Origin of the sequence: Bradyrhizobium sp. CCBAU 11361 (genome assembly GCF_028128935.1) — a bacterium.
In the GTDB taxonomy this organism is placed as follows: domain Bacteria; phylum Pseudomonadota; class Alphaproteobacteria; order Rhizobiales; family Xanthobacteraceae; genus Bradyrhizobium; species Bradyrhizobium niftali.
In genome coordinates this window covers 29,343-48,723 of sequence record NZ_LBJZ01000181.1, presented here as the reverse complement: position 1 = coordinate 48,723, position 19,381 = coordinate 29,343, and the positions used below count along the sequence as shown (strand labels likewise).

Annotated in this window: 16 protein-coding genes; 10 read left to right on the top strand and 6 right to left on the bottom strand. The window is 66.3% G+C overall.

Annotation, left to right across the window (positions count from 1 at the left end):
• Nucleotides 1-236: 236 nt before the first annotated feature.
• Nucleotides 237-407 (top strand): DUF1328 domain-containing protein, encoded by a 171-nt coding sequence (locus tag XI08_RS23850; protein ID WP_014493008.1) that lies wholly within the window; start codon nt 237-239, stop codon nt 405-407.
• Between the two features lie 157 nt (nt 408-564).
• Here XI08_RS23850 and XI08_RS23845 read toward each other — a convergent pair whose 3' ends face one another.
• Nucleotides 565-1,068, bottom strand: coding sequence for a thioesterase family protein (locus tag XI08_RS23845; RefSeq protein ID WP_271576197.1), 504 nt, complete (start codon nt 1,066-1,068; stop codon nt 565-567).
• Nucleotides 1,069-1,154: 86 nt separating this feature from the next.
• Between XI08_RS23845 and XI08_RS23840 the strand changes: the two genes are divergently transcribed.
• The 3 genes from XI08_RS23840 to XI08_RS23830 all read left to right on the top strand — a co-directional run bounded on the left by XI08_RS23840 (nt 1,155) and on the right by XI08_RS23830 (nt 4,462).
• Nucleotides 1,155-2,579: an FAD-binding oxidoreductase gene (locus tag XI08_RS23840; RefSeq protein WP_271576196.1), complete on the top strand. Its 1,425-nt coding sequence runs from the start codon at nt 1,155-1,157 to the stop codon at nt 2,577-2,579.
• Between the two features lie 85 nt (nt 2,580-2,664).
• Nucleotides 2,665-3,978: a Spy/CpxP family protein refolding chaperone gene (locus XI08_RS23835; protein WP_271576195.1), complete on the top strand. Its 1,314-nt coding sequence runs from the start codon at nt 2,665-2,667 to the stop codon at nt 3,976-3,978.
• Nucleotides 3,979-4,099: 121 nt separating this feature from the next.
• Complete coding sequence (locus XI08_RS23830) at nt 4,100-4,462, top strand: hypothetical protein (protein WP_271576194.1); 363 nt, start codon at nt 4,100-4,102, stop codon at nt 4,460-4,462.
• A 6-nt stretch (nt 4,463-4,468) separates the two neighbouring features.
• Here XI08_RS23830 and XI08_RS23825 read toward each other — a convergent pair whose 3' ends face one another.
• From XI08_RS23825 to XI08_RS23815, 3 genes are all read right to left on the bottom strand, one after another.
• Entirely contained in the window at nt 4,469-6,136 is a 1,668-nt protein-coding gene (locus XI08_RS23825) for a SulP family inorganic anion transporter (protein WP_271576193.1), read from the bottom strand.
• A gap of 237 nt (nt 6,137-6,373) precedes the next feature.
• Nucleotides 6,374-7,864, bottom strand: coding sequence for a caspase family protein (locus XI08_RS23820; RefSeq protein ID WP_271576192.1), 1,491 nt, complete (start codon nt 7,862-7,864; stop codon nt 6,374-6,376).
• 136 nt (nt 7,865-8,000) lie between these two features.
• On the bottom strand, nt 8,001-8,921 hold the full coding sequence (locus XI08_RS23815) for a LysR family transcriptional regulator (protein WP_271576191.1): 921 nt from the start codon (nt 8,919-8,921) through the stop codon (nt 8,001-8,003).
• Between the two features lie 95 nt (nt 8,922-9,016).
• Here XI08_RS23815 and XI08_RS23810 point away from each other — a divergent pair, with 95 nt between their 5' ends.
• Entirely contained in the window at nt 9,017-9,460 is a 444-nt protein-coding gene (locus XI08_RS23810; protein WP_271576190.1) for a DoxX family protein, read from the top strand.
• 2 nt (nt 9,461-9,462) lie between these two features.
• Here XI08_RS23810 and XI08_RS23805 read toward each other — a convergent pair whose 3' ends face one another.
• Entirely contained in the window at nt 9,463-9,804 is a 342-nt protein-coding gene (locus XI08_RS23805; RefSeq protein WP_271576189.1) for a hypothetical protein, read from the bottom strand.
• On the opposite strand from XI08_RS23805, the gene XI08_RS23800 reads away from it, so the two are divergent.
• The 3 genes from XI08_RS23800 to XI08_RS23790 are packed head-to-tail and all read left to right on the top strand — an operon-like array spanning nt 9,803 to nt 13,685.
• Nucleotides 9,803-10,834, top strand: a complete 1,032-nt coding sequence (locus XI08_RS23800; RefSeq protein ID WP_271576188.1) for a TRAP transporter substrate-binding protein — start codon at nt 9,803-9,805, stop codon at nt 10,832-10,834. The genes XI08_RS23805 and XI08_RS23800 overlap by 2 nt on opposite strands.
• 7 nt (nt 10,835-10,841) lie before the next feature.
• Complete coding sequence (locus tag XI08_RS23795; RefSeq protein WP_271576187.1) at nt 10,842-12,695, top strand: TRAP transporter large permease; 1,854 nt, start codon at nt 10,842-10,844, stop codon at nt 12,693-12,695.
• 12 nt (nt 12,696-12,707) lie between these two features.
• A complete protein-coding gene (locus XI08_RS23790) occupies nt 12,708-13,685 on the top strand; it encodes a hydroxyacid dehydrogenase (RefSeq protein ID WP_271576186.1) in 978 nt (325 codons plus the stop codon).
• 151 nt (nt 13,686-13,836) lie between these two features.
• On the opposite strand, the gene XI08_RS23785 is transcribed toward XI08_RS23790, so the two are convergent.
• Complete coding sequence (locus XI08_RS23785; protein WP_271576185.1) at nt 13,837-15,003, bottom strand: ABC transporter substrate-binding protein; 1,167 nt, start codon at nt 15,001-15,003, stop codon at nt 13,837-13,839.
• A gap of 325 nt (nt 15,004-15,328) precedes the next feature.
• Here XI08_RS23785 and XI08_RS23780 point away from each other — a divergent pair, with 325 nt between their 5' ends.
• On the top strand, nt 15,329-17,719 hold the full coding sequence (locus XI08_RS23780) for a bifunctional diguanylate cyclase/phosphodiesterase (protein WP_271576184.1): 2,391 nt from the start codon (nt 15,329-15,331) through the stop codon (nt 17,717-17,719).
• Nucleotides 17,720-17,993: 274 nt separating this feature from the next.
• Complete coding sequence (locus XI08_RS23775) at nt 17,994-19,292, top strand: MFS transporter (protein WP_271576183.1); 1,299 nt, start codon at nt 17,994-17,996, stop codon at nt 19,290-19,292.
• Nucleotides 19,293-19,381: the final 89 nt, after the last annotated feature.

Sequence of the window (19,381 nt, the reverse complement as noted above, 5' to 3'; positions counted from 1 at the left end):
GGCCCCACGATGGCACCGCGGGGTGACGGGAGGGAGCCTTCATAACAGGGATTGGTGCCTATATGGGGCGGCGGTGCGAGGTTTTCCACGTACGTGGCAGGCCGATTTGTTCCTGCGGGAGCTGCTAATTTCCACCTTGCGTGGGCAGGAACCATCGTTCCCGCGTCGAGATTGTCTGGACAGGTGGCGCGGCCAGCCGCGCCGACGCAGACAAATATCAAGACGAGGATTTGACCATGCTTGGCTGGGTTGTGACGTTTCTGGTTATCGCACTGATCGCCGGTATCCTGGGCTTTGGCGGTATCGCCGGCGCTTCGATCGAAATCGCCAAGATCATCTTCTTCATCGCGGTCGTGCTGTTCCTGGTTTCGGCCGTGGTCGGCCTCGCCCGCGGCCGCAGGATCTAGCGGTGTTATCCTCATGGTGAGGAGCGCGGAACGCGCGTCTCCCGGACGATGCTTCGCATCGCCTAGAGAACCATGAAGGCCCGACTGTGGCCTTGCATCCTTCGAGACGCCCGCTTCGCGGGCTCCTCAGGATGAGGGGTTAGAGAGGACTGTTTGGCTACCGCTTCGAGGGCATCGCCACGCTCCGGCCGATGCCTTCGGGCGGGGCCAAGTCGCTGTGGGCCTTGGCGATGCCTGCGATGCGCTGCTGGATATCGGGCGGAAATGCCGCAACGCGCCGTGCGTTCATGTCCATGTGCAGCGACATGTTCTCCGAGGTGGCCGATAACCAGCCTTCGGTGGCGTGCCTCATCTCCTCGAACGTATGCAGTCGCTTGTCGTCGGCCTCCAGCAGCCACACCAGGATCCGCACGGGATCGCCGAGATGGATCTCGCGCAGATAGCGCACATGGCATTCGGCGGTGAAGGTCGAACCGTGACGCTCTTTCTTGTAGACCGGACCGATGCCGAGCTCGAGCCAGAACTCGTCGATCGCCCGGTCGAACATCACGTTGTAATAGGCCATGTTGAGATGGCCGTTATAGTCAATCCATTGCGGCTCGATCTGCATGATCGAGGCGCGGAACGGCTCGGCCTTGGGCTCAGTAGCGGTCTCCGGCATGTGTCCTTCCCTGGCTATGCGTCCGGTCGCTTGACTTGACCGGTTAGATGTCCTTTGCCACGGTTCTTCTGTCGGAGGAATTTCCCGTGGGTACGACCATCACCAATAATCCGCCGCGGCCGGAGCCGAAAGCCCTCGCGAGCGCACTGGAGCAGCTTGCCGCACGCTTCGGCAACCGCCTCATCACCTCGCAGGCCGTCCGCGAGCAGCACGGCCATACCACCACGTGGATTCCCAACCAGCCGCCGGATGGCGTGGTGATGGCGCAGGAGACCGCCGATATCCAGGACGTGGTGCGCATCTGCGCCAAGAGCCGCGTGCCCGTGATCGCCTTCGGCACCGGCACCTCGCTGGAGGGCCAGGTCAATGCGCCCGCCGGCGGCATCTCGATCGACCTGCGCGACATGAACAAGGTGCTCGCGGTGCATGCCGAGGATCTTGACTGCGTGATCCAGCCCGGCGTCACCCGCAAGGCGCTCAACGAGCATCTGCGCGACCAGGGCCTGTTCTTCCCGATCGATCCCGGCGCGGACGCTTCGCTCGGCGGCATGGCCTCGACGCGCGCCTCCGGCACCAATGCGGTGCGCTACGGCACCATGCGCGACAGCGTGCTGGCACTGAAGGTGGTGCGCGGCGACGGCGAGATCATCACGACCGGCACCCGCGCCAAGAAATCATCCGCCGGCTACGACCTGACGCATCTGTTCGTCGGCGCCGAGGGCACGCTCGGCGTCATCTCGGAACTGACCATCCGCCTGCGCGGCATCCCCGAGACCATCGCGGCCGGCGCGGTGTCGTTCGAGACGGTTCACGGGGCGTGTCAGGCCGTGATCCTGGCGATCCAGACCGGCATTCCCGTGGCGCGCATCGAGTTGCTCAATGCCGCGCAGGTGAGGGCCTGCAACGCCTATTCCAAGCTGACGCTGCCGGAGACGCCGCTGCTCTTGATGGAATTCCACGGCAGCGAGATCGAGGTCGCCGAGCAGTCCAAGGCCTTCGGCGAGATCGCAAAGGAATGCGGCGGCGGCGACTTCTCCTGGACGACGAAGCCGGAGGATCGCACCAAACTATGGCAGGCGCGGCACGACGCCTATTGGTCGGTGAAGGCGCTGCGGCCCGGCGACAGTGTCGGCGTGGTCGCCACCGACGTCTGCGTGCCGATTTCGCGGCTTGCCGATTGCGTCAGCGAGACCGAGGAGGATCTCAAGCGGCTCAATCTGCTGTCGCCGATCGTCGGCCATGTCGGCGACGGCAATTTCCACTGCTCGCTGGTCTGCGACACCAACGACGCCGACGAGATGGCGCGCGGCGAGGAATTCATGCATCGCCTGGTCGAGCGCGCGCAGGCGATGGACGGCACCTGCACCGGTGAGCACGGCATCGGCCAGGGCAAGCAGAAATACCTCAGGGCCGAACTCGGTCCCGAAGCGCTCGACGCGATGCGGGCGCTGAAGCAGGCGCTCGATCCGCTTAATATCTTCAACCCCGGCAAGATCGTCCCCGAGGCGTAGGGCCGGGAACTTTCGGCAATGTTGCCGGTTCCAATTCCGCCAAGTTCCGATGCCTGAATGGCAGGGCTCTGCGCGGGAGGGTGCGATGATGCGACCGGTCGTTGGAATTGCCGCGGTGGCGCTTGCCTGCATGCTGGCGGGCGCGGCTCTGGCGAAGGGCGGCGGCGGGCATGGCGGCGGCCATGGAGGCGGGCACGGCGGTGGTCACCATGGCGGTGGTCACCATGGCGGCGGCCATTTCCACGGTCACGGCGGTGGGCACGCGTACGGCGGCGGGCATCATCGAGGGATGCGGTTTGCAACCGGCGCCCGCCATGGTGGTCCGAACTTCGGTCAGATCCGCAATGCGGCCATCCGCCCCGCGAATTTCCGCAACGCCCTCAACGTGCATTCCAGCGCCTTCCGCAACGGCCGTCTGATCGGCAATCCGGCGGCGCGAGCCCAGATCGCGGCGGCGGCCGCACTCGCCGGCTGGCATGGCGCCAGCAGCGGATGGTGGCAACATGCGGGCGGCGGTTATGGCTGGGTCGGGCCGCTGTTCTGGCCGTTCGCCTATAACGATCTCTACGACTACACGATCTGGGGCGACGGTCTCGGCTTCTGGGGCTACGGCTATCCGGACATCTATGCCGGCATCTTCGGGCCTTATGGCTACGACGGTCTTGCGGCCTATCTGCCGCAGCGGCCGCAGGGACGGCGGCAAGCGCGCGGCGTTGCGCTGGATCAGCTTTGCGGCAGCGACCGCCGCGAGATCGTCGGTCTGCCGATCGACCAGATCGCCGCCGCGGTGCAGCCGAGCGAGGCGCAAGGCGCAAGCCTCGACGAGCTCGGCAACGCCTCGATCCTGGCGGCGGGCATGATCCGCGCGTCCTGCCCGGTGCAGGTCGCCGCGACGGCGCCCGGTCGGCTGACGGCGATGCAGCAGCGCATCGAGGCGATGGCGAAAGCCGTCGACCTCGTTCAGCCCGCCCTCGATAAATTCTACGGCTCGCTCACGGACGAGCAGAAGGCGCGCTTCAATGCACTGGCCGAGGACCAGCGTCGTACGACAGCTTCAAACAACACCGGGGGATCGCTGGTCCAGAATTGCGGCGCGCCTGCCTTGCTCGATTGGCCCGGCGCCGACATCGAAGCGCGGCTGCGCCCCAACGACACGCAGCGCGCGGCGCTACAGGTGCTCCAGGATACCAGCGCCAGGGTCAGCGCATCGCTCAAGGCGGCTTGCGAGCCCAACGACGTGATGACGCCGCCGGCGCGAATGGCCGCGGTTCGCAAGCGGCTCGACTTGATGCTCGACGGCGTCAAGTCGGTTCGCGCAGCGCTGGAGGATTTCTACGGGACGCTGACTGACGAACAGAAGGCACAGTTCGAGGCCATCGGACCACGTCGGACGTCCTGAATGCGTATCGAGCCGGGAAGCGAGGTGGAAAATCGCCTCGCCGATCTCGACAGGCCTCTCTACGCTGAACGAGCCTGAAGAGCGGTAATACGGCGGCTGGAAGACCGCAGGTGGTGGGGCGATGAAGTGGTTCGCGAGGCAGAAGGTGGCGGACATCTGGGACGAGACGACAGAAGGGCCGCTCGGCGACATCGAAGCCGCCGCGCGTATCCGCGCCATTTGTGACGCCGCGGCCACGAGCGCAGCAGGTTCTGCGCTCAACGACAAGCGCGAGAGCGAACGTTACGAGCGCGCGGCCAAGGTCGCGATGGAAATCGCGATGAAGATCTCCGATGGATTGATGCGCGATGATGCGGTCCATCGCATCGTCGATCTCTGCATGAAGGCGAACGATCTCAAGACGGCGCAGATCCTGTTCCGCGCGATCCACGCCAGCTGGATCCGCGAAACGATACAGCGGGATCACCCCACGCTGGTGCAGTGAACGCCGCTATTTCGCCAGCTTGCGCACCGCCTCGTCAACGCTGTGGAAGACGTGCTCGCGCGGCAGGGCGTCGAACAATCGAAAGCGTTCGAACGCGTCCTGGGCGCGCACCGATTCCAGCCGCGCCAGCGCGACCGTGACGCCCTGTTCACTGCACGCCTTGAACAATTCGAGCAAAATCTGCGCCGCGGTGAAGTCGATCTCGACCATGCCGCTCGCCTCCAGCACCAGCAGTTGCGGCGTCGCCGCGCCGAGCACGTTGGTCACGTCGCTGCGGAAGCCCGGCGCGTTGAGGAAGGACAGCGGCGCCTGGAGTCCGATCACGGCGACGCCTGCGATGCGCTCGCCGGCGATGTGCGGATGCGCGGGCCACCAGATCGTGGTGCCTGGCACGCGCTCGAACTCGACGAGCCTGGCGCGCGTGGTGCTCCAGATGCCGTGCAGCAGCGACAGCACGATGCCGAGGAACGCGCCTTGCTGGATCGGCAGCACGATGATCAGTGCGGCGGTGGCGACGATCAGCAGGAACTCGCTGAACGATTGCCGGTAGATCGTGGCGATCTGCTTCACGCGGACGATGCGCAGCGCGACGAACAGCAGGATGCCGCCGAGCGCGGCGTCCGGAACGTGCTGCAACAGTCCCGTGCCGAACGCGAGCAGCGCCAGCACGATAGTCCCGGCGGCAAGGCCCGCGAGCTGCGATTGTCCGCCGGTCTCGGCGACGATGCCCGTCCGCGGCGGGCTGGCATTGACGGGAAAGGCGCCGAACAGGCCGGACAGCACGCTGCCGGCGCCAGCGCCGAGGAAGTCGCGGTCGACGTCGGCGGGCTTGTCGGGATCGGACGGGAACGACCGCGTGGTCGCGGCGGTCTGCACCATCACCACGACCGTGATCACGAAGGCGAGCGGGACGAGGCGCACCCACAGCTCCGGCGCAAGCTCGGGCAGGGTCGGTCGCGGCAGCGTGCCCGGCACGCTGCCTACGACGTTGACGCCCTTGCTCTCGAGGCCGAGCGCGATTGTGGCCAGTGTCGCGGCGACCAGCCCGATCAGTGCGCCCGGAATTTTCGCGCTGACCTTCTCGGAGACGAAGACCAGGGCCAGCACGCCCAAGCCGATGCACAGCGTGAAGGGATTGGTGCGGCCGAGCTGGCCAGCGAGCACGCCGATGCGATCGAGCATCGGCCCGCTCGGCGATTCAAGCCCGAGCACGCCCGGCAGTTGTGAGACGATGATGTGGACGGAGATGCCGGCGAGGAAGCCGACCATGACCGGCACCGACAACAGGTTCGCGATGCCGCCGAGACGGAAGGCGCCGCCCGCGAGCATCATGGCGCCGACCATCAGCGCCAGTGCAATCGCAAGCCCCTGATAGTCCGGCGATCCGGTGGCGGCCAGTGCCGCGAGCCCGCCGGCGAAGATCGGCGTGATCGTCGAGTCCGCGCCGCAGGACAGGAAACGGTTGCCGCCGAGCAGCGCAAAGCCGAGCGAGCCCGCCATGAAGGCGAAGAAGCCGATCTGCGGCGCGAAGCCGCCGAGCCGCGCGGTGGCCATCTGCTCGGGAATCGCGATCGCCGCCAGCGTCAGCCCCGCCATGAGGTCGCCGGGCAGGGAATAGGACGCGAGTGATCGGAACAGCGGCCAAGCGTGCTTGGCGTGAGAATCGTGCGGCATCGAGGTCCCCGGAAATGCTTGTCAGCTGATAAGACTACAGCATTTCCGTATCGCAAGCGGCAGACGCAATTTCTCTACATCCGTCGTCATTGCGAGCGCAGCGAAGCAATCCAGAGTCCCTCCGCGGAAAGATTCTGGATTGCTTCGCGGAGCCTGTCATCGGACCGCGCTTCGCGCGGACCCGTTGGCTCGCAATGACGGAGGACATATTTGTCCTCCGTATCGTGCGAGTCCCCTTCAGTACCGGCCGCGGTCGTTGTGGTAATCGCCGCCGCGGCCGCCACCACCCATTCCCATGCCGATACCAATCCCGATGCCGATGCCCTGCATGACGGCGCCGGGCGGCGGGCCACGATCCGGCGGCGGCGCGCGCTCGTAGATCACTTCGTCGGGCGGCGGCCGGCGCGGCTTCGGCGGCGTCTCGACGACCTTGCGCTTCGGCGGGGTGTCGTCGACACGCTTCTTGATCACAGGCGCCACTGTCGGGTTGACCGGGCTAGCCGGAGGCGTGGGCGTCGAGCACGGGCAGGTCGGGGCCATTGCGACGGCGACCGGGACGGGCGTGGCTGCGACCGTCGCGGGCAGGACGTAGTTGCGGTTCTGCACGCGAAGCAGCAGCCTGCGCGCGGTTGCAGCGAGGTCGCTGTTGTCCCAGTTGGCGAGGTAAGCCTCGAACGAGGCGCGGGTGTTGATCGCGACCGCGCGCTCCCAGGCCAGCATCTGGCGCCGGCGCTCCAGCACCGTGCGCAGGTGCGGCGTGCGGGCGTCCTGCGTGTACAGCTCGATATAGGCCTGATACGCCTCGGCGGTGTCGTCGGCGATCACGAGCTCATAGGCGACCTTCGCCTCCCTGCCCTGCAGATCCTTGCGCCAGTCCGCGACGCTGCGCGTGCCGCCGGCGAGCGCCATGGCGGAAGCGCCGGGAAGGGCAGGCTGCTGGCTGCTGCTCTCGCCGCCGAAGAACTTGAAGTCGGTCGTCAGCGACGAGCTTTCCCACGGGATCTGCCGTCCGTCGGTCGACTGCGCCACGGTGATGCGGATGCGCTTGAACACTTCCTCGATCGGCAGGTTCGGTTGCTTCGCGACCGAGAGCGCCGCGGTGGTGTAGGGGCTGTCGATGCCGGAACCGTCCTCGGCCTCGGCGCCGGGCGAGGTCGAATAGGAAATGAAGGAGCCGGGCGCGCCGGCCTTGGTGTCGACGATCGCAAGCCCGTGTCCGGCGCCGCTCAGCGCTGGGAAGGGGTTGTTGCGGCAGGCATCGAGCATGAAGATGCGCGCCCGCGTCGGCAGCGCGCCGAGCGTGTTGAGCAGATCGTTCAGCCGCACGCCCTGGAGCGGAATGTCGGCCTCGCGCTTGGGATCGAGATCGACCGGCACCAGATAGTTCTCGCCGTCGATCTGAAGGCCGTGGCCGGCATAGAACACCAGCGCGACGGTGTCGGCGCCGCTGGCACTGACCTTGCCGGCGAAATCCGAGATCGCCGTGCGCATCTCGTTCTGCCCGAGGTTGGCCGCCGCGGTGACGGTGAAGCCGGCATTGCCGAGCAGCTCCGTCATGCCCTTGGCGTCGTTGGCGGCGTTGGGCAGCTCCGGCACCGTGCGATAGGCGGATTGGCCGATCACGAGGGCGAGCCGCGTTTCGGCTGCGGCCTCCGTCGGCGTCATCAGCTGGGTGAGTGCAAGAAAGCTGGAAGCAAGGAACAATTGACTGAGGATTGGACGGCGCATGGTGTCACCTCCATCGGCAATGGGCGCGATGATGTCACCGTTTCTAGTCGTCCGCCATGACCCTGTCTGTGCACTGGATCACGTTGCGAGCTGCGGCAAAATGGGCAGCGGAGCTGGTGTGTCAGGCCGGGTGCCGTCAGAACAGTCCGCGGTCCCAGGGCGGGTCAGGCGCAAAATGCGCGGCGAGAAAGTCGATGAAGGCGCGCACCTTGGCCGGCGGACGGCGGTCGGGCAGGTAGACCGCATGCACGGCCGAGGTCTGGATCTCCGGCTGGTCGAGCGGAAGCGCGAGAAGCGTGCCGGCGCGGAGGTCGTCGGCGATGATGAAGGTTGGCTGTCGCGCGAGGCCGAGGCCCGCCAATGTTGCCGCGCGCAGCGCATCGCCATTGTTGGCGCGCAGGGTGCCGCTGACCTGGACACGGATCTCGCCGTCGGCGCCGAACAGCCATTCCGCCGCGCTCGCCTGCTGCGAAAGCGTGTAACCGAGGCAGTTATGCGCGGCGAGGTCGGCGACGCAGCGCGGCGTGCCGTGTTTCGCCAGATAGGACGGCGCGGCGCAGACCACGAGGCGGTTCGGCGCGAGCTTTCGCGCCACCATGCTGGAGTCGCGCAACTGGCCGATGCGGATCGCGAGGTCCCAGCCTTCCTCGGCGAGATCGACGAGGCGGTCGTTGAGGCCGAGCTCGACGGTGACCTCGGGGTGGCGGTCGCTGAACTCCGCGATGAGCGGCGCGATCTGCCTGGTGCCGAACACGACGGGCACGTTGACCCGCAGCAGCCCGCGCGGCTCGACGCGCTCGCGCGCAATCGCGGCGTCGGCGGCCTCCATGTCGGCGAGGATGCGCTCGGAGGATTCCAGATAGCTCCGTCCGGCCTCGGTGATGGACAGCCGCCTTGTGGTCCGGTGGAACAGCTTTGTGCCGAGCCGGGCCTCGAGCGCGGCGACATGCTTGGTCACCATGGTCTGCGACAGGCCCATGGCCCGGGCCGCGCCCGACAGGCTGCCGTTCGCCGCGACCTTGGCGAAGACCTCCAGGCTGGTCAGCCGGTCGAGCATTTATCTCACTCTGCTGGTGTGAAGAGTAATTCCACTATAGCGGATTATCATTCTATTGAGAATAGATCATAGCTGCCTCCAACAAGGAGACCGCCATGATCGATTCCCGTACCGCTCCCTATGCCGCGCTCGTGCTGCGCGTGACGCTGGGCGCGCTGTTCCTCGCCCACGCCGGCCTGAAGCTGTTCGTCTTCACCCCGGCCGGGACCGCAAAGTTCTTCGGCAGCCTCGGCTTCCCGCCCGAACTCGCCTATCTCATCATAACGGTGGAAGTGCTCAGCGGCGTCGCGCTGATCCTCGGCGTCTGGACCCGCTATGCGGCGCTGGCCGGCATCCCGATCCTGCTCGGTGCGATCTTCACCGTGCACGGCGCCGCCGGCTTCTTCTTCACCAATCCGAAGGGCGGCTGGGAATATCCCGCCTTCTGGGCGATCGCGCTCGCGGCGCAGGCCCTGCTCGGCGACGGCGCCTACGCGCTGCGTCCGTCCCGCGATGTCGCTGCGGCAACCGGCCAGCTCAGCGGCGCGCATTCGCGCTGAGGTCACGGTATCTGCTCAAACGCGATAGCCGCGGGATCAATATCCCGCGGCTCGTTTTGCTTCGCACCGATCAATCTGCGTTCGGCATCGATCCATACCTGAATTGGATCGATCCGCGTCAATCCTGCATGGCGGGCCTCGTCGCTGCCGTGCGGCACCATCGAAAACATCGATAAACACAGGCGTTTCGCTGCGGTCTCTGCCGACGCGCCTGCCTCTCGCGCCGTTGCGGCACCCCGGCCGCAACCCTTGCCTGTGTCGTCGCTTTGGCCATACAGTCCGAGCAAAGGCCGCACGCAACGATCGCGGCCGCGAACAAAAAATACCGGGAGAGACCGCACCATGACCATCGTGCCCGTGAACCGTCGCGCGTTCATCAAGTCATCGGCGGCGGTCACCGCCGGCCTCGTGCTCTCTCCCGCCATCATCGGCCGCGCCGAAGCTGCGACGCTGAAGCTGAAATGCTCCTCCTCGCTGCCGAACGATCCCAAATTCGCCAACGGCCGCGTCTACTACGACAACCTCGTCAAGAACCTGAAGGCGAACGGCCTCGGTGAGCAGGTCGAGGTCGCCTTCTTCCCGGACAATCAGCTCGGCCAGGAGATCGACGTCATCAATTCGGTGAAGCTCGGCGTCATCGACCTCATGGTGTCGGGCTCGTCGATCTCGGCCAATCTGACGCCGCTGGTCGGCACCTTCGACCTCGGCTTTCTCTTCTCGAGTTTCCCGCAGCAGACCAAGGCGTTCGACGCCGGCGCCGCCAAGCCGATCGAGGAGGCGCTGCTCAAGGGCAGCAACATCCGCATCATCGGCTGGGCCTACAATTTCGGCTCCCGCAGCGTTCTGGCGAGGAAGCCGGTGAAGACGCCGGAGGATCTCGCCGGCCTCAAGATCCGGACGTTGCCAAATCCCGTCATCACGGAATGCCTGCGCCTGATGGGGGCCGCTGCGACGCCGCTGGCGTTCGGCGAAATCTACACGGCATTGCAGGCCGGCGTGCTCGACGGGCTGGAGCACGATCCGCCGACGATCCTGGCCAGCAAGTTCTTCGAAACGGCAAAATCCTACGCGCTGACGCAGCACAATTTCTCGCCGCTTGCGATCTATTTCAGCGACATGACCTACAACCGCATGGACCCGAAGCTGCGCGACGGTTTTCTCGATGCTGCGAAGAAGGCCGCAATCGACACGCGTGGGCATGGGCTTGCGGTCGAGAAGGAGGCGCTGGCGGCCTTGACCGAGAAGGGCGTGACGGTGGCCGAATGCGACCGCGAGGCGTTCAAGAAGCGCGTCGCGCCGCAGCACGAGAACTTCATCAAGGCGCGGCCGGAATCCAAGGCCGTCATCGACATCATCCGCGCGACGCAAGCTTGAGATGACGATGACAGCCGCCGTGCCCCTCTCGGGCGGCCGCCACGGGAGCATTACGCTGCTGCTTCGCGTCAGCGACGCGATCGCGGCCATTCTCCTTGCCGCCGATCTCCTGGTCGTCTGCGCGTCCGTGCTGCTGCGCTTCTGCTTCAATGCCCCGGTCGAATGGTCTGACGACGTCGCGCGCGGATTGATGGTCGGCTCGGCCTTCTTCGGCGCGGCGAGCGCGCTGGCGCGCGGCGAGAATGTCGGCGTGTCTTTCTTCCGCGACCTGTTGCCGGCGAGGTTGCGGGCGCTGGTCGATGCCGCGAGCGCCCTGCTGGTCGTGCTGATCTCGGGCTACGTCGCCTATCACGCCATCAAGCTGGGCTCGCTGACGGCGGGCCAGACCACCGGATCAGGATTGCCGCTGGAACTGACCTTCTATCCGATGGGCATCGGTGCGCTGTTCATGACGGTGTTCGCGATCGACCAGCTCTGCGCCCGGCCGTTTCCTGACATCGTCAGGGGGCTCGTCGCAATCATCGTCGTCACCGGCCTCTATCTCGCCTGGGATTATCTGTCGCCGTCGTCGGTGCCGTCGGCGGGCACCTTGATGCTGATCGGCTTCTTCGCGACGCTGTTCGGCGGATTGCCGATCGGCTTTGCGCTGGCGCTGGCCGCGCTGATCTTCATCTGGGTCGAGGGCGCGCTGCCCGGCGTCATCTTCGCCCAGCAGATGGCGCGCGGCATCGACAATTTCGTGCTGCTGGCGATCCCCTTCTTCATCCTCGTCGGCTACCTCATGGAAGCCAACGGCATGTCGGTGCGCCTGATCGAGCTGCTGCAGCGTGGGGTCGGCCGCATGCGCGGTGGGCTGAACGTCGTGATGGTGGCCTCGATGGTGCTGTTCTCGGGGATCTCAGGCTCGAAGATGGCCGACGTCGCCGCGGTCGGCTCGGTGCTGATCCCGGCAGCGCGCCGCTCGAAGCAGAATCCGGGCGGCGCGGTGGCGCTGCTCGCGGCGTCCGCGGTGATGGCGGAGACCATCCCGCCCTGCATCAACCTGATCATCCTCGGCTTCGTCGCGAACCTTTCGATCGGCGGCCTGTTCGTCGCAGGGCTGTTGCCGGCGGCGCTGATGGCGCTGGTCCTGATCGCGGTGTCCATCATCTTCGGCAAGCGGCCGGCGGATGCCGAGGACGTTGCGCCGCAGATGCCGGTGTCGGGCCTGTGGAGCGGCGCGATCGCCTCGTTCGGCCTGATCTTCATGATCTTCTTCGGCTTCAAGAGCGGCTTTGCCACGGCCACCGAAATCTCGGCCTTCGCGGTCGCCTATGCGCTCGTCATCGGCAGCCTGGTGTTCCGCGAGCTCGGCTTCAAATCGGCCGCGCACAGTTTCGTGCAGGCCGCAACGCGCGCAGGGCTCGTGCTGTTCATCGTCGCCGCCGCGCAGTCGCTCGCGTTCACGCTGACCTTGCAGCAGGTGCCGCATGCGGTCGGCGACTTCATGCTCGGATTGTCCAAGACCTCAGGCGTCTGGCTGTTCATCCTGCTCGCGATCGCCGTGCTGATCGTGATGGGCTCGGTGCTGGAAGGCGCGGCCGCGCTGATCATCTTCGGGCCGCTGCTCCTGCCGGTGGCCGTGCAGCTCGGCATCGATCCCCTGCATTTCGGCGTCGTGCTGGTGATCGCGATGGGCATCGGCCTGTTCGCGCCGCCGCTCGGGCTCGGACTCTATGGCGCCTGCCTGATCGGCAACGTGCCGATCGAGCAGACGGTGAAGCCGATCATGGGTTATCTTGGCCTCTTGTTCCTCTGCCTGCTCGTCATTGCCTTCGTGCCATGGCTCTCGACGGCGCTGCCGCGGGCATTCGGCTACTGAAGGAGTCTTGCCGTGAAAGTCCTGCTCGCCCACACGCCGGAGATGCGGCGGAATTACTACGGCGATCGCAGCCTGAACGGCCTGCGCGCGGCTGCCGAGGTGATCCTGCACGAGGGCGATCAGCCGCTCGACGCCGCCGGCCTCGTCCGCGCGGCCAGGGACGTTGACATCATCGTCGCCGATCGCATGACCGAGGGACGCGGCGAGATCTTTCCGCAACTGCCGCATTTGCGCGCCTTCGTCCGCTGCGCCGTCGACATCCGCAACGTCGATGTCGATGCGGCCTCGAAGGCGGGCGTGCTGGTGACCCGCGCCGGCCCCGGCTTTGTGCAGGCGGTGGCCGAGCTCGCGCTCGGCTTCATGGTCGATCTCTCCCGCGGCGTGTCGCGGACGACGGCGGACTACCAGGCCGGCCGCCAGCCGGAGGCACGGATGGGCCGCCAGCTCGCCGGCAGCAAGATCGGCATCATCGGCTACGGCAGTATCGGCCGCTATCTCGCCGAGATCGCGAAGGTGCTGCGCATGGAGGTGTTGGTCTCCGACCCCTTTGCGACCGTCGGCGACAACGCCATCAGGCAGGTCGGTCTCGACGAGCTCCTCGCTGCGTCCGACTATGTCGTCTGCCTTGCGATCGCCAACGCAGAGACCGAGAATTTGATCGGGGAGGCGGCGCTGGCGCGCATGCAGAAGCATGCCGTCTTTATCAATCTGTCGCGCGGCAATCTCGTCGACGAGACGGCCTTGGCACGCGCGCTGCGCGAGAACCGCATCGCCGGCGCGGCAATGGATGTCGGCCGCGCGCCGGACCAGATGCCGAGCCCGGAGCTGGCCAAGCTGCCCAACGTCATCGCCACCCCGCATGTCGGCGGGTTGACGCCGCAGGCGATCGAGTACCAGTCACTGGAGACGGTGCGGCAGGTGGAGGCCATCGTCAGGGGCGAGGTCCCCCAAGGCGCCGTCAACGCGGAGCGCTGGACGCGGCGGCCTTGACGCTGCGGGAGCAACTCATGCAGTCGCTGTGTGCACTGAAGCTTCCGCCTCGTCATGGCCGGGCTTGACCCGGCCATCCACGCCTTTGCCTGCGATGCCAGGAACGTGGATGCCCGGGACAAGCCCGGGCATGACGACCTCCTGCTTGCTGCTACAGCCGGTCCACTGCCCTGAACGTCCCGTCCTTCTGGATCACGGTCAGGAACACCTTCGGCGGGGCGTCGATCATCTGCATGCCGACGGTGACGATGCTGCCGCTGATGTCGAAGCGGCCGACGTCGTTGATGGCGCGCAGGAGGCTCGCGCGCGTCGGTTTCGGTCCCGCCTTCTCCAGCGCCGCAGCAGCGAGGCGGCCGGAGAGATAGCCTTCGAGCGACACGAAGTCCGGTGTCAGCGTCGGGTCGAACGCCGTCTGCGCCGCCTGGTAGTCGGCGACGAGCTTGAGCGAGCGGTCCCAGGGAAACGGCACCACCTGCGAGACGATGACGCCTTCGCCGTCGGGGCCGAGCTCCCTGGCGAGCGCATTGGCGCCGACGAAGGAGATGTTGACGAAGGTCGGCGAGGCGCCGCTGCGGTGCGCGAGCTTGATGAACTCGGCGCAGGGACCGTAGGTCCCGACCATCACGATGGCCTCGGGCTCGGCGCGCTTGATCATCCGCCAGGCCGAGGCGACGGCGCGGGTGTTGCGCTCGAAGGTGCCTTCGGCGGCGAGCTCGAGGCCGCGCCTGGCGAGCGCGCGCTTCACGCCGACGAGACCGTCGCGGCCGAAGGAATCATCCTGGTAGAAGATGCCGATGCGGGTGAACCGGCGGTCCTCGGTGAGGTGCTTGATCCATGCTTCGGCCTCCGCGCCGTAGCTCGCGCGGATGTTGACGACGTTCGGAAGCTCCAGGTCGCGCAGGAATTCGGCGCCGGTGAACGGACCGATGAAGGGGACGTTCCTGGCGCTGGTGATCGGGATCGTCGCGATCGCGGTCGGCGTGCCCACCGCGCCGATCAGCGCGAACACCTTGTCGTCCTCGATCAGCCGCAGCGTCTGCGCCACCGAGCGATCGGGGTCGTAGCCGTCGTCGCGGCTGATGAGCTGGAGCTTGCGGCCATGGACGCCGCCCTTGCCGTTGATCTCGTTGAACGCCGCGACGATGCCTTGCCGCATGCGCTGCCCGAGTGCGGAGGAGGGACCTTCGAGCGCGGCCGCCTGGCCGAACAGGATCGCATCGTCGCTGACGCCGGCCTCGTCGCCTTTCGCGGGCAGCATTGCCGCGGTCAGCAATGCGATGGTCAAGGCGAGGTATGTCGCGGAGCGCGATCGTGTCATGTGGGTGCTTGTCGGATGCAGGACGCGTTGCGGAAACGATAGTTCTGCAGGCTGAACAGGTCGCTAACCCGCGCCGCGCCGACGATCCGTAAGACTCCGGGTAAAACCGGCAAGTTACTGCCAGTCTGCTGCAACTTTGCAGGTCGATCGTTAACTAAGCCGCGCAATCCCGGACGACCGGGTTCCGAAATTTTGCAGTCCTTAACCCCGATCCTTGTCCGATAGTGGCTCCGGCGGCTCAACCAGAAGTTCGTGCCGCCGCGCCGATGGGGACTTGCGGATCAAGATGGGCGGTCGCGATCAGAACGATCAGGATCGGAAACGGATGACCGGATGGTGGCGTGTCGCGCCGCTGCTCGGGCTCTATCGCCCTGCGCTGGTCGCGGTTGCCGTCGGCCTGCTGTTCTCGGTCGTGGGCGCGGCCGCCGTTGCGCGGTGGGAAAACCGCGTCAACAAGCTCGAGTTCGAGAACGCGGCCGAAACCGAAGCGATCGTCATGCAGAACGGCATGAGCGAGTATATCTCTAGGCTCGTCGCGCTGCGCACGCTGTTCGAATCAACCAACGAGGAAATCACCCGCAGCGAATTCGAGACCTTCAGCACTCGTCTGTTCGAGCGTCATCCCGGCATGCTGCGAATCGCCTGGCTGCCGCGCGTCAACCGCAAGGAGCGCGCCGAATACGAGGCCGCCGCGATCACGGACGGCGTGCCCGACTATCGCATCAAGTCGCTCCAGGGTGATGCCTTCGCGGTCGCGCCGCAGAGCGACGAATATTTCCCGGTGTTCTACTCGACCCAGCCCAAGACCTCGCAGGTCTACGGCATGGATTACGCGACCGTCCCGGAACGTCGTGCGGTCCTGGAGCGGGCGCGCGACAACGATCGGATCGCGGCCCTCCGCACCCGCCTGTTCGAACCCAAGGAGGGCGGCCGGCTGCCCGACGTCCTCGTAGCCATTCCCGTCTACGCCAAAGGGACGTCGCGCGAGACGGTCGCGGACCGGCGTCGCAATCTGGCCGGCTTCGTCGTCGGCGTGTTCGACCTGCCGGTGCTGGTCCAGTCCATTCGCGTGACCACCGGCGCAAGCCCCGCGGTCAGCGTCAACGTCTATCCGCCCTTCACGGGACAGATCGTCAGCCTCGAACAAAGCCTGCCGGATTATTCGTCGGCCGCCACGGCGCCGCAGTCGATGCGGGACGTCGCGCGGGCCCTGCACTGGTCGGGCAGTCTCAAGATCGGCGACACCGACTGGCAGGTGCGCGCGATGCCGACGGCTGGCGGCGCGCTCGAGACGTCCTACGATCGCGCGGTCGCGGTCCTCATCGTCGGCATGCTGCTGACGCTGTCGCTGTCGACCTATCTCATGCTGGCAAGCCGCAATTCGCGGCGCCTGTCGCTGGCGAACCGTCGGGTGCTCGAACTCGCCCAGACCGACATCCTGACCGGTCTGCCGAACCGTGCCTTCTTCCTCGCCCGGCTCGACGATCTCAACGGCCAGCTCAACGACAGCGGTTCGACTTTCTCGATCCTGATGCTCGATCTCGACCGCTTCAAGAACGTCAACGACTCGCTCGGTCACGGCGCCGGCGATGCGCTGCTGCGCCAGGTGGCGCAGCGGCTGAAATCCGCGCTGCGCGCCACCGACGTGCTGGCGCGGCTCGGCGGCGACGAGTTCGCCATCATCCAGGAGGGCTGCGAGGACCAGCGCGTCTGCTCCACCGAGCTGGCGGGACGGATCGCCAAGCTCGTGGCCGAACCGTTCCTCTTGCCCGGACATCGTGTCGAGATCGGCACCAGCATCGGCATTGCGATCGCGCCGGACCATGGCAGCGACCAGGAGCAGTTGCTGAAGAAGGCCGACCTTGCGCTCTATCGCTCGAAGTCAGCAGGCCGCAACTGCTTCACCATCTACGACGAGGCGATGTCGGCCGAGCTCGAGGCGCGCAGCACGCTGGAAGGCGACCTGCGCGACGCCATCGCGCTCTGCCAGCTCGAAGTGCACTATCAGCCGTTCGTCGATGCGGCCAGCGGCCAGCGGCGCGGCTTCGAGGCGCTGGTGCGCTGGCGCCATCCGAGCCGCGGCCTGATCCCGCCGGACCAGTTCATACCGCTGGCCGAGGAGACCGGGCTGATCGTTCCGCTCGGCGAATTCGTGCTGCGGCGCGCCTGCGCGGATGCTGCCGGCTGGCCCTCCGGCCTCGCGGTCGCGGTGAACCTGTCGCCGATCCAGTTCAAGGAGGCCGAGCTGTTCGAGATGATCTGCGCGGCGCTCGCCGATTCCGGCCTGCCACCGCAGCGGCTGGAGATCGAGATCACGGAATCGGTCCTGCTCGAACGCGGCGTCGAGAACCTCGCTTTCATGGAGCGGCTGAAGAGCATCGGCATCGAGCTCGCGCTCGACGATTTCGGCACCGGCTATTCGTCGCTCAGTTATCTGACCACGTTCCCGTTCGACAAGATCAAGATCGACAAGTCGTTCATCCGCAACCTCACGCATCAGCCGCGCAGCTCCGCCATCATCGCCTCGATCCTGACGCTGGCGCGCGGGCTGGACATGTCGGTCACCGCCGAGGGTGTCGAGACATGCGAGGAGTTCGAGCGGCTGAAGGCGCTCGGCGTCAATTTCGCGCAAGGCTATCTGTTCGGGCGTCCGCAGCCGGTCGACCAGATCGCATTCGACGAGTCCGTCCGCCCTTCGCAACTCGACGCCGCCTGAGCCGAAATATCTATGAGAGGCCGTCATGCCCGGGCTTGTCCCGGGCATCCACGTTACGGTCCGTCCGCGCGGCAAAGATGTGGATGGCCGGGACATAGGCGAGCGGAAGCGACGCCGTCCTTCGGACGGCTGTGCCCGGCCATGACGCTGTGGAAGCTGCGGAGCAAATTCCCAAGTACGATGCTCCCGCGCGCTATGGGTATGAGCGAAAAGCGCTTGACCCGGGCGTCCACGGATGGTCGGTAGGATCGTCTAGGGATGAAATAAGCACAACATGCGGCTTCCGTTCTTCTACGGCTGGGTCGTGGTCGCGGTGACCTTCGTCACCATGGCCATCGGCGTCAACGCACGCACCGCGTTTTCGCTGTTCTTTCCGCCGATCATCTCCGAATTCGGCTGGGAGCGCGGGATCACCGCAGGCGCATTCTCCTTCGGCTTCGTGGTGTCGGGCGTGGTCAGCCCGTTGATCGGCCGCCTGATGGACCGCGCCGGTCCCCGCGCGGTGATGGAGCTCGGCGTCGTGCTGATGGGCGGCGGGCTGCTGCTCGCTCCGCTCACCAGCGAGCCCTGGCATCTCTATGTGACCATCGGCGTCATGGTCGGCGCCGGCAGCGTCTGTCTCGGCTATTCCGGCCAGTCGCTGTTCCTGCCGAACTGGTTCATCCGCAAGCGTGGCTTCGCCATCGGCATCGCCTTCGCCGGCGTCGGCATCGGCTCGGTGACGCTGCTGCCATGGGTGCAGCTCATGATCGAACAGACCGGCTGGCGCACGGCCTGCACCGCGATGGGCCTGCTCATCCTCATCGTGCTGGCGCCGATCAACCTGTTCCTGCACAGGCGCCCCGAGGATATCGGCCTTCGACCGGATGGCGATGCCGCGCCGGTCGCCGGTGCCGCAAAGCCGGTCTCCAACATCGTCGATCCCGTCTGGGTCGGCACCGAGTGGACGCTCAAGCGCGCCGTCGGGACGGCGCGGTTCTGGTGGATCGCGGTCGGCTATTTCTCCGGCCTGTACATCTGGTATGCGGTGCAGGTGCACCAGACCAAGTTCCTGCTCGATATCGGCTTCAGCCCCGGTGTCGCGGTGTGGGCGCTTGGCATCGTCAGCCTGCTCGGCATTCCCGGCCAGATCGTGCTGGGCCACGTTTCCGACCGCATTGGACGGGAATGGGTCTGGGCCATCAGCTGCGCGGGTTTTGCGATCTGTTTGGCGGCGCTGATGGCGCTGAAGTACCAGCCTTCGCTCTGGCTCGTCTATCTCATGGTGTTCGCGCAAGGCGCGCTCGGCTACGGCCTCACCTCGATCATGGGCGCGGTGGTGTTCGAGATCTTCCAGGGCAAGCACCAGGGCAGCATCTTCGGCACGATCATGCTGGCGGCCCTGGCCGGCGGCGCGGCCGGTCCCTGGCTCACGGGTTTTCTCCACGATCGCACGGGCGATTACACGCTCGCCTTCGCCATCGCCATCGTCGTGAGCGCGTTGTCGGCGCTGTCGGTATGGCGGGCATCGCCCGGCAAGGTGCGCGCTGTGGCCGGACGGCTGCACAAGCTCCAGGGCGCACGCGCGGAGTAGGTTCCACACGCATCGGATTACCTTCGTCTCTTTCGCGGACCGTTAAGCATGCCGCGTCTTGGCGGGACGCGGCGGGACTGCAAAAACAT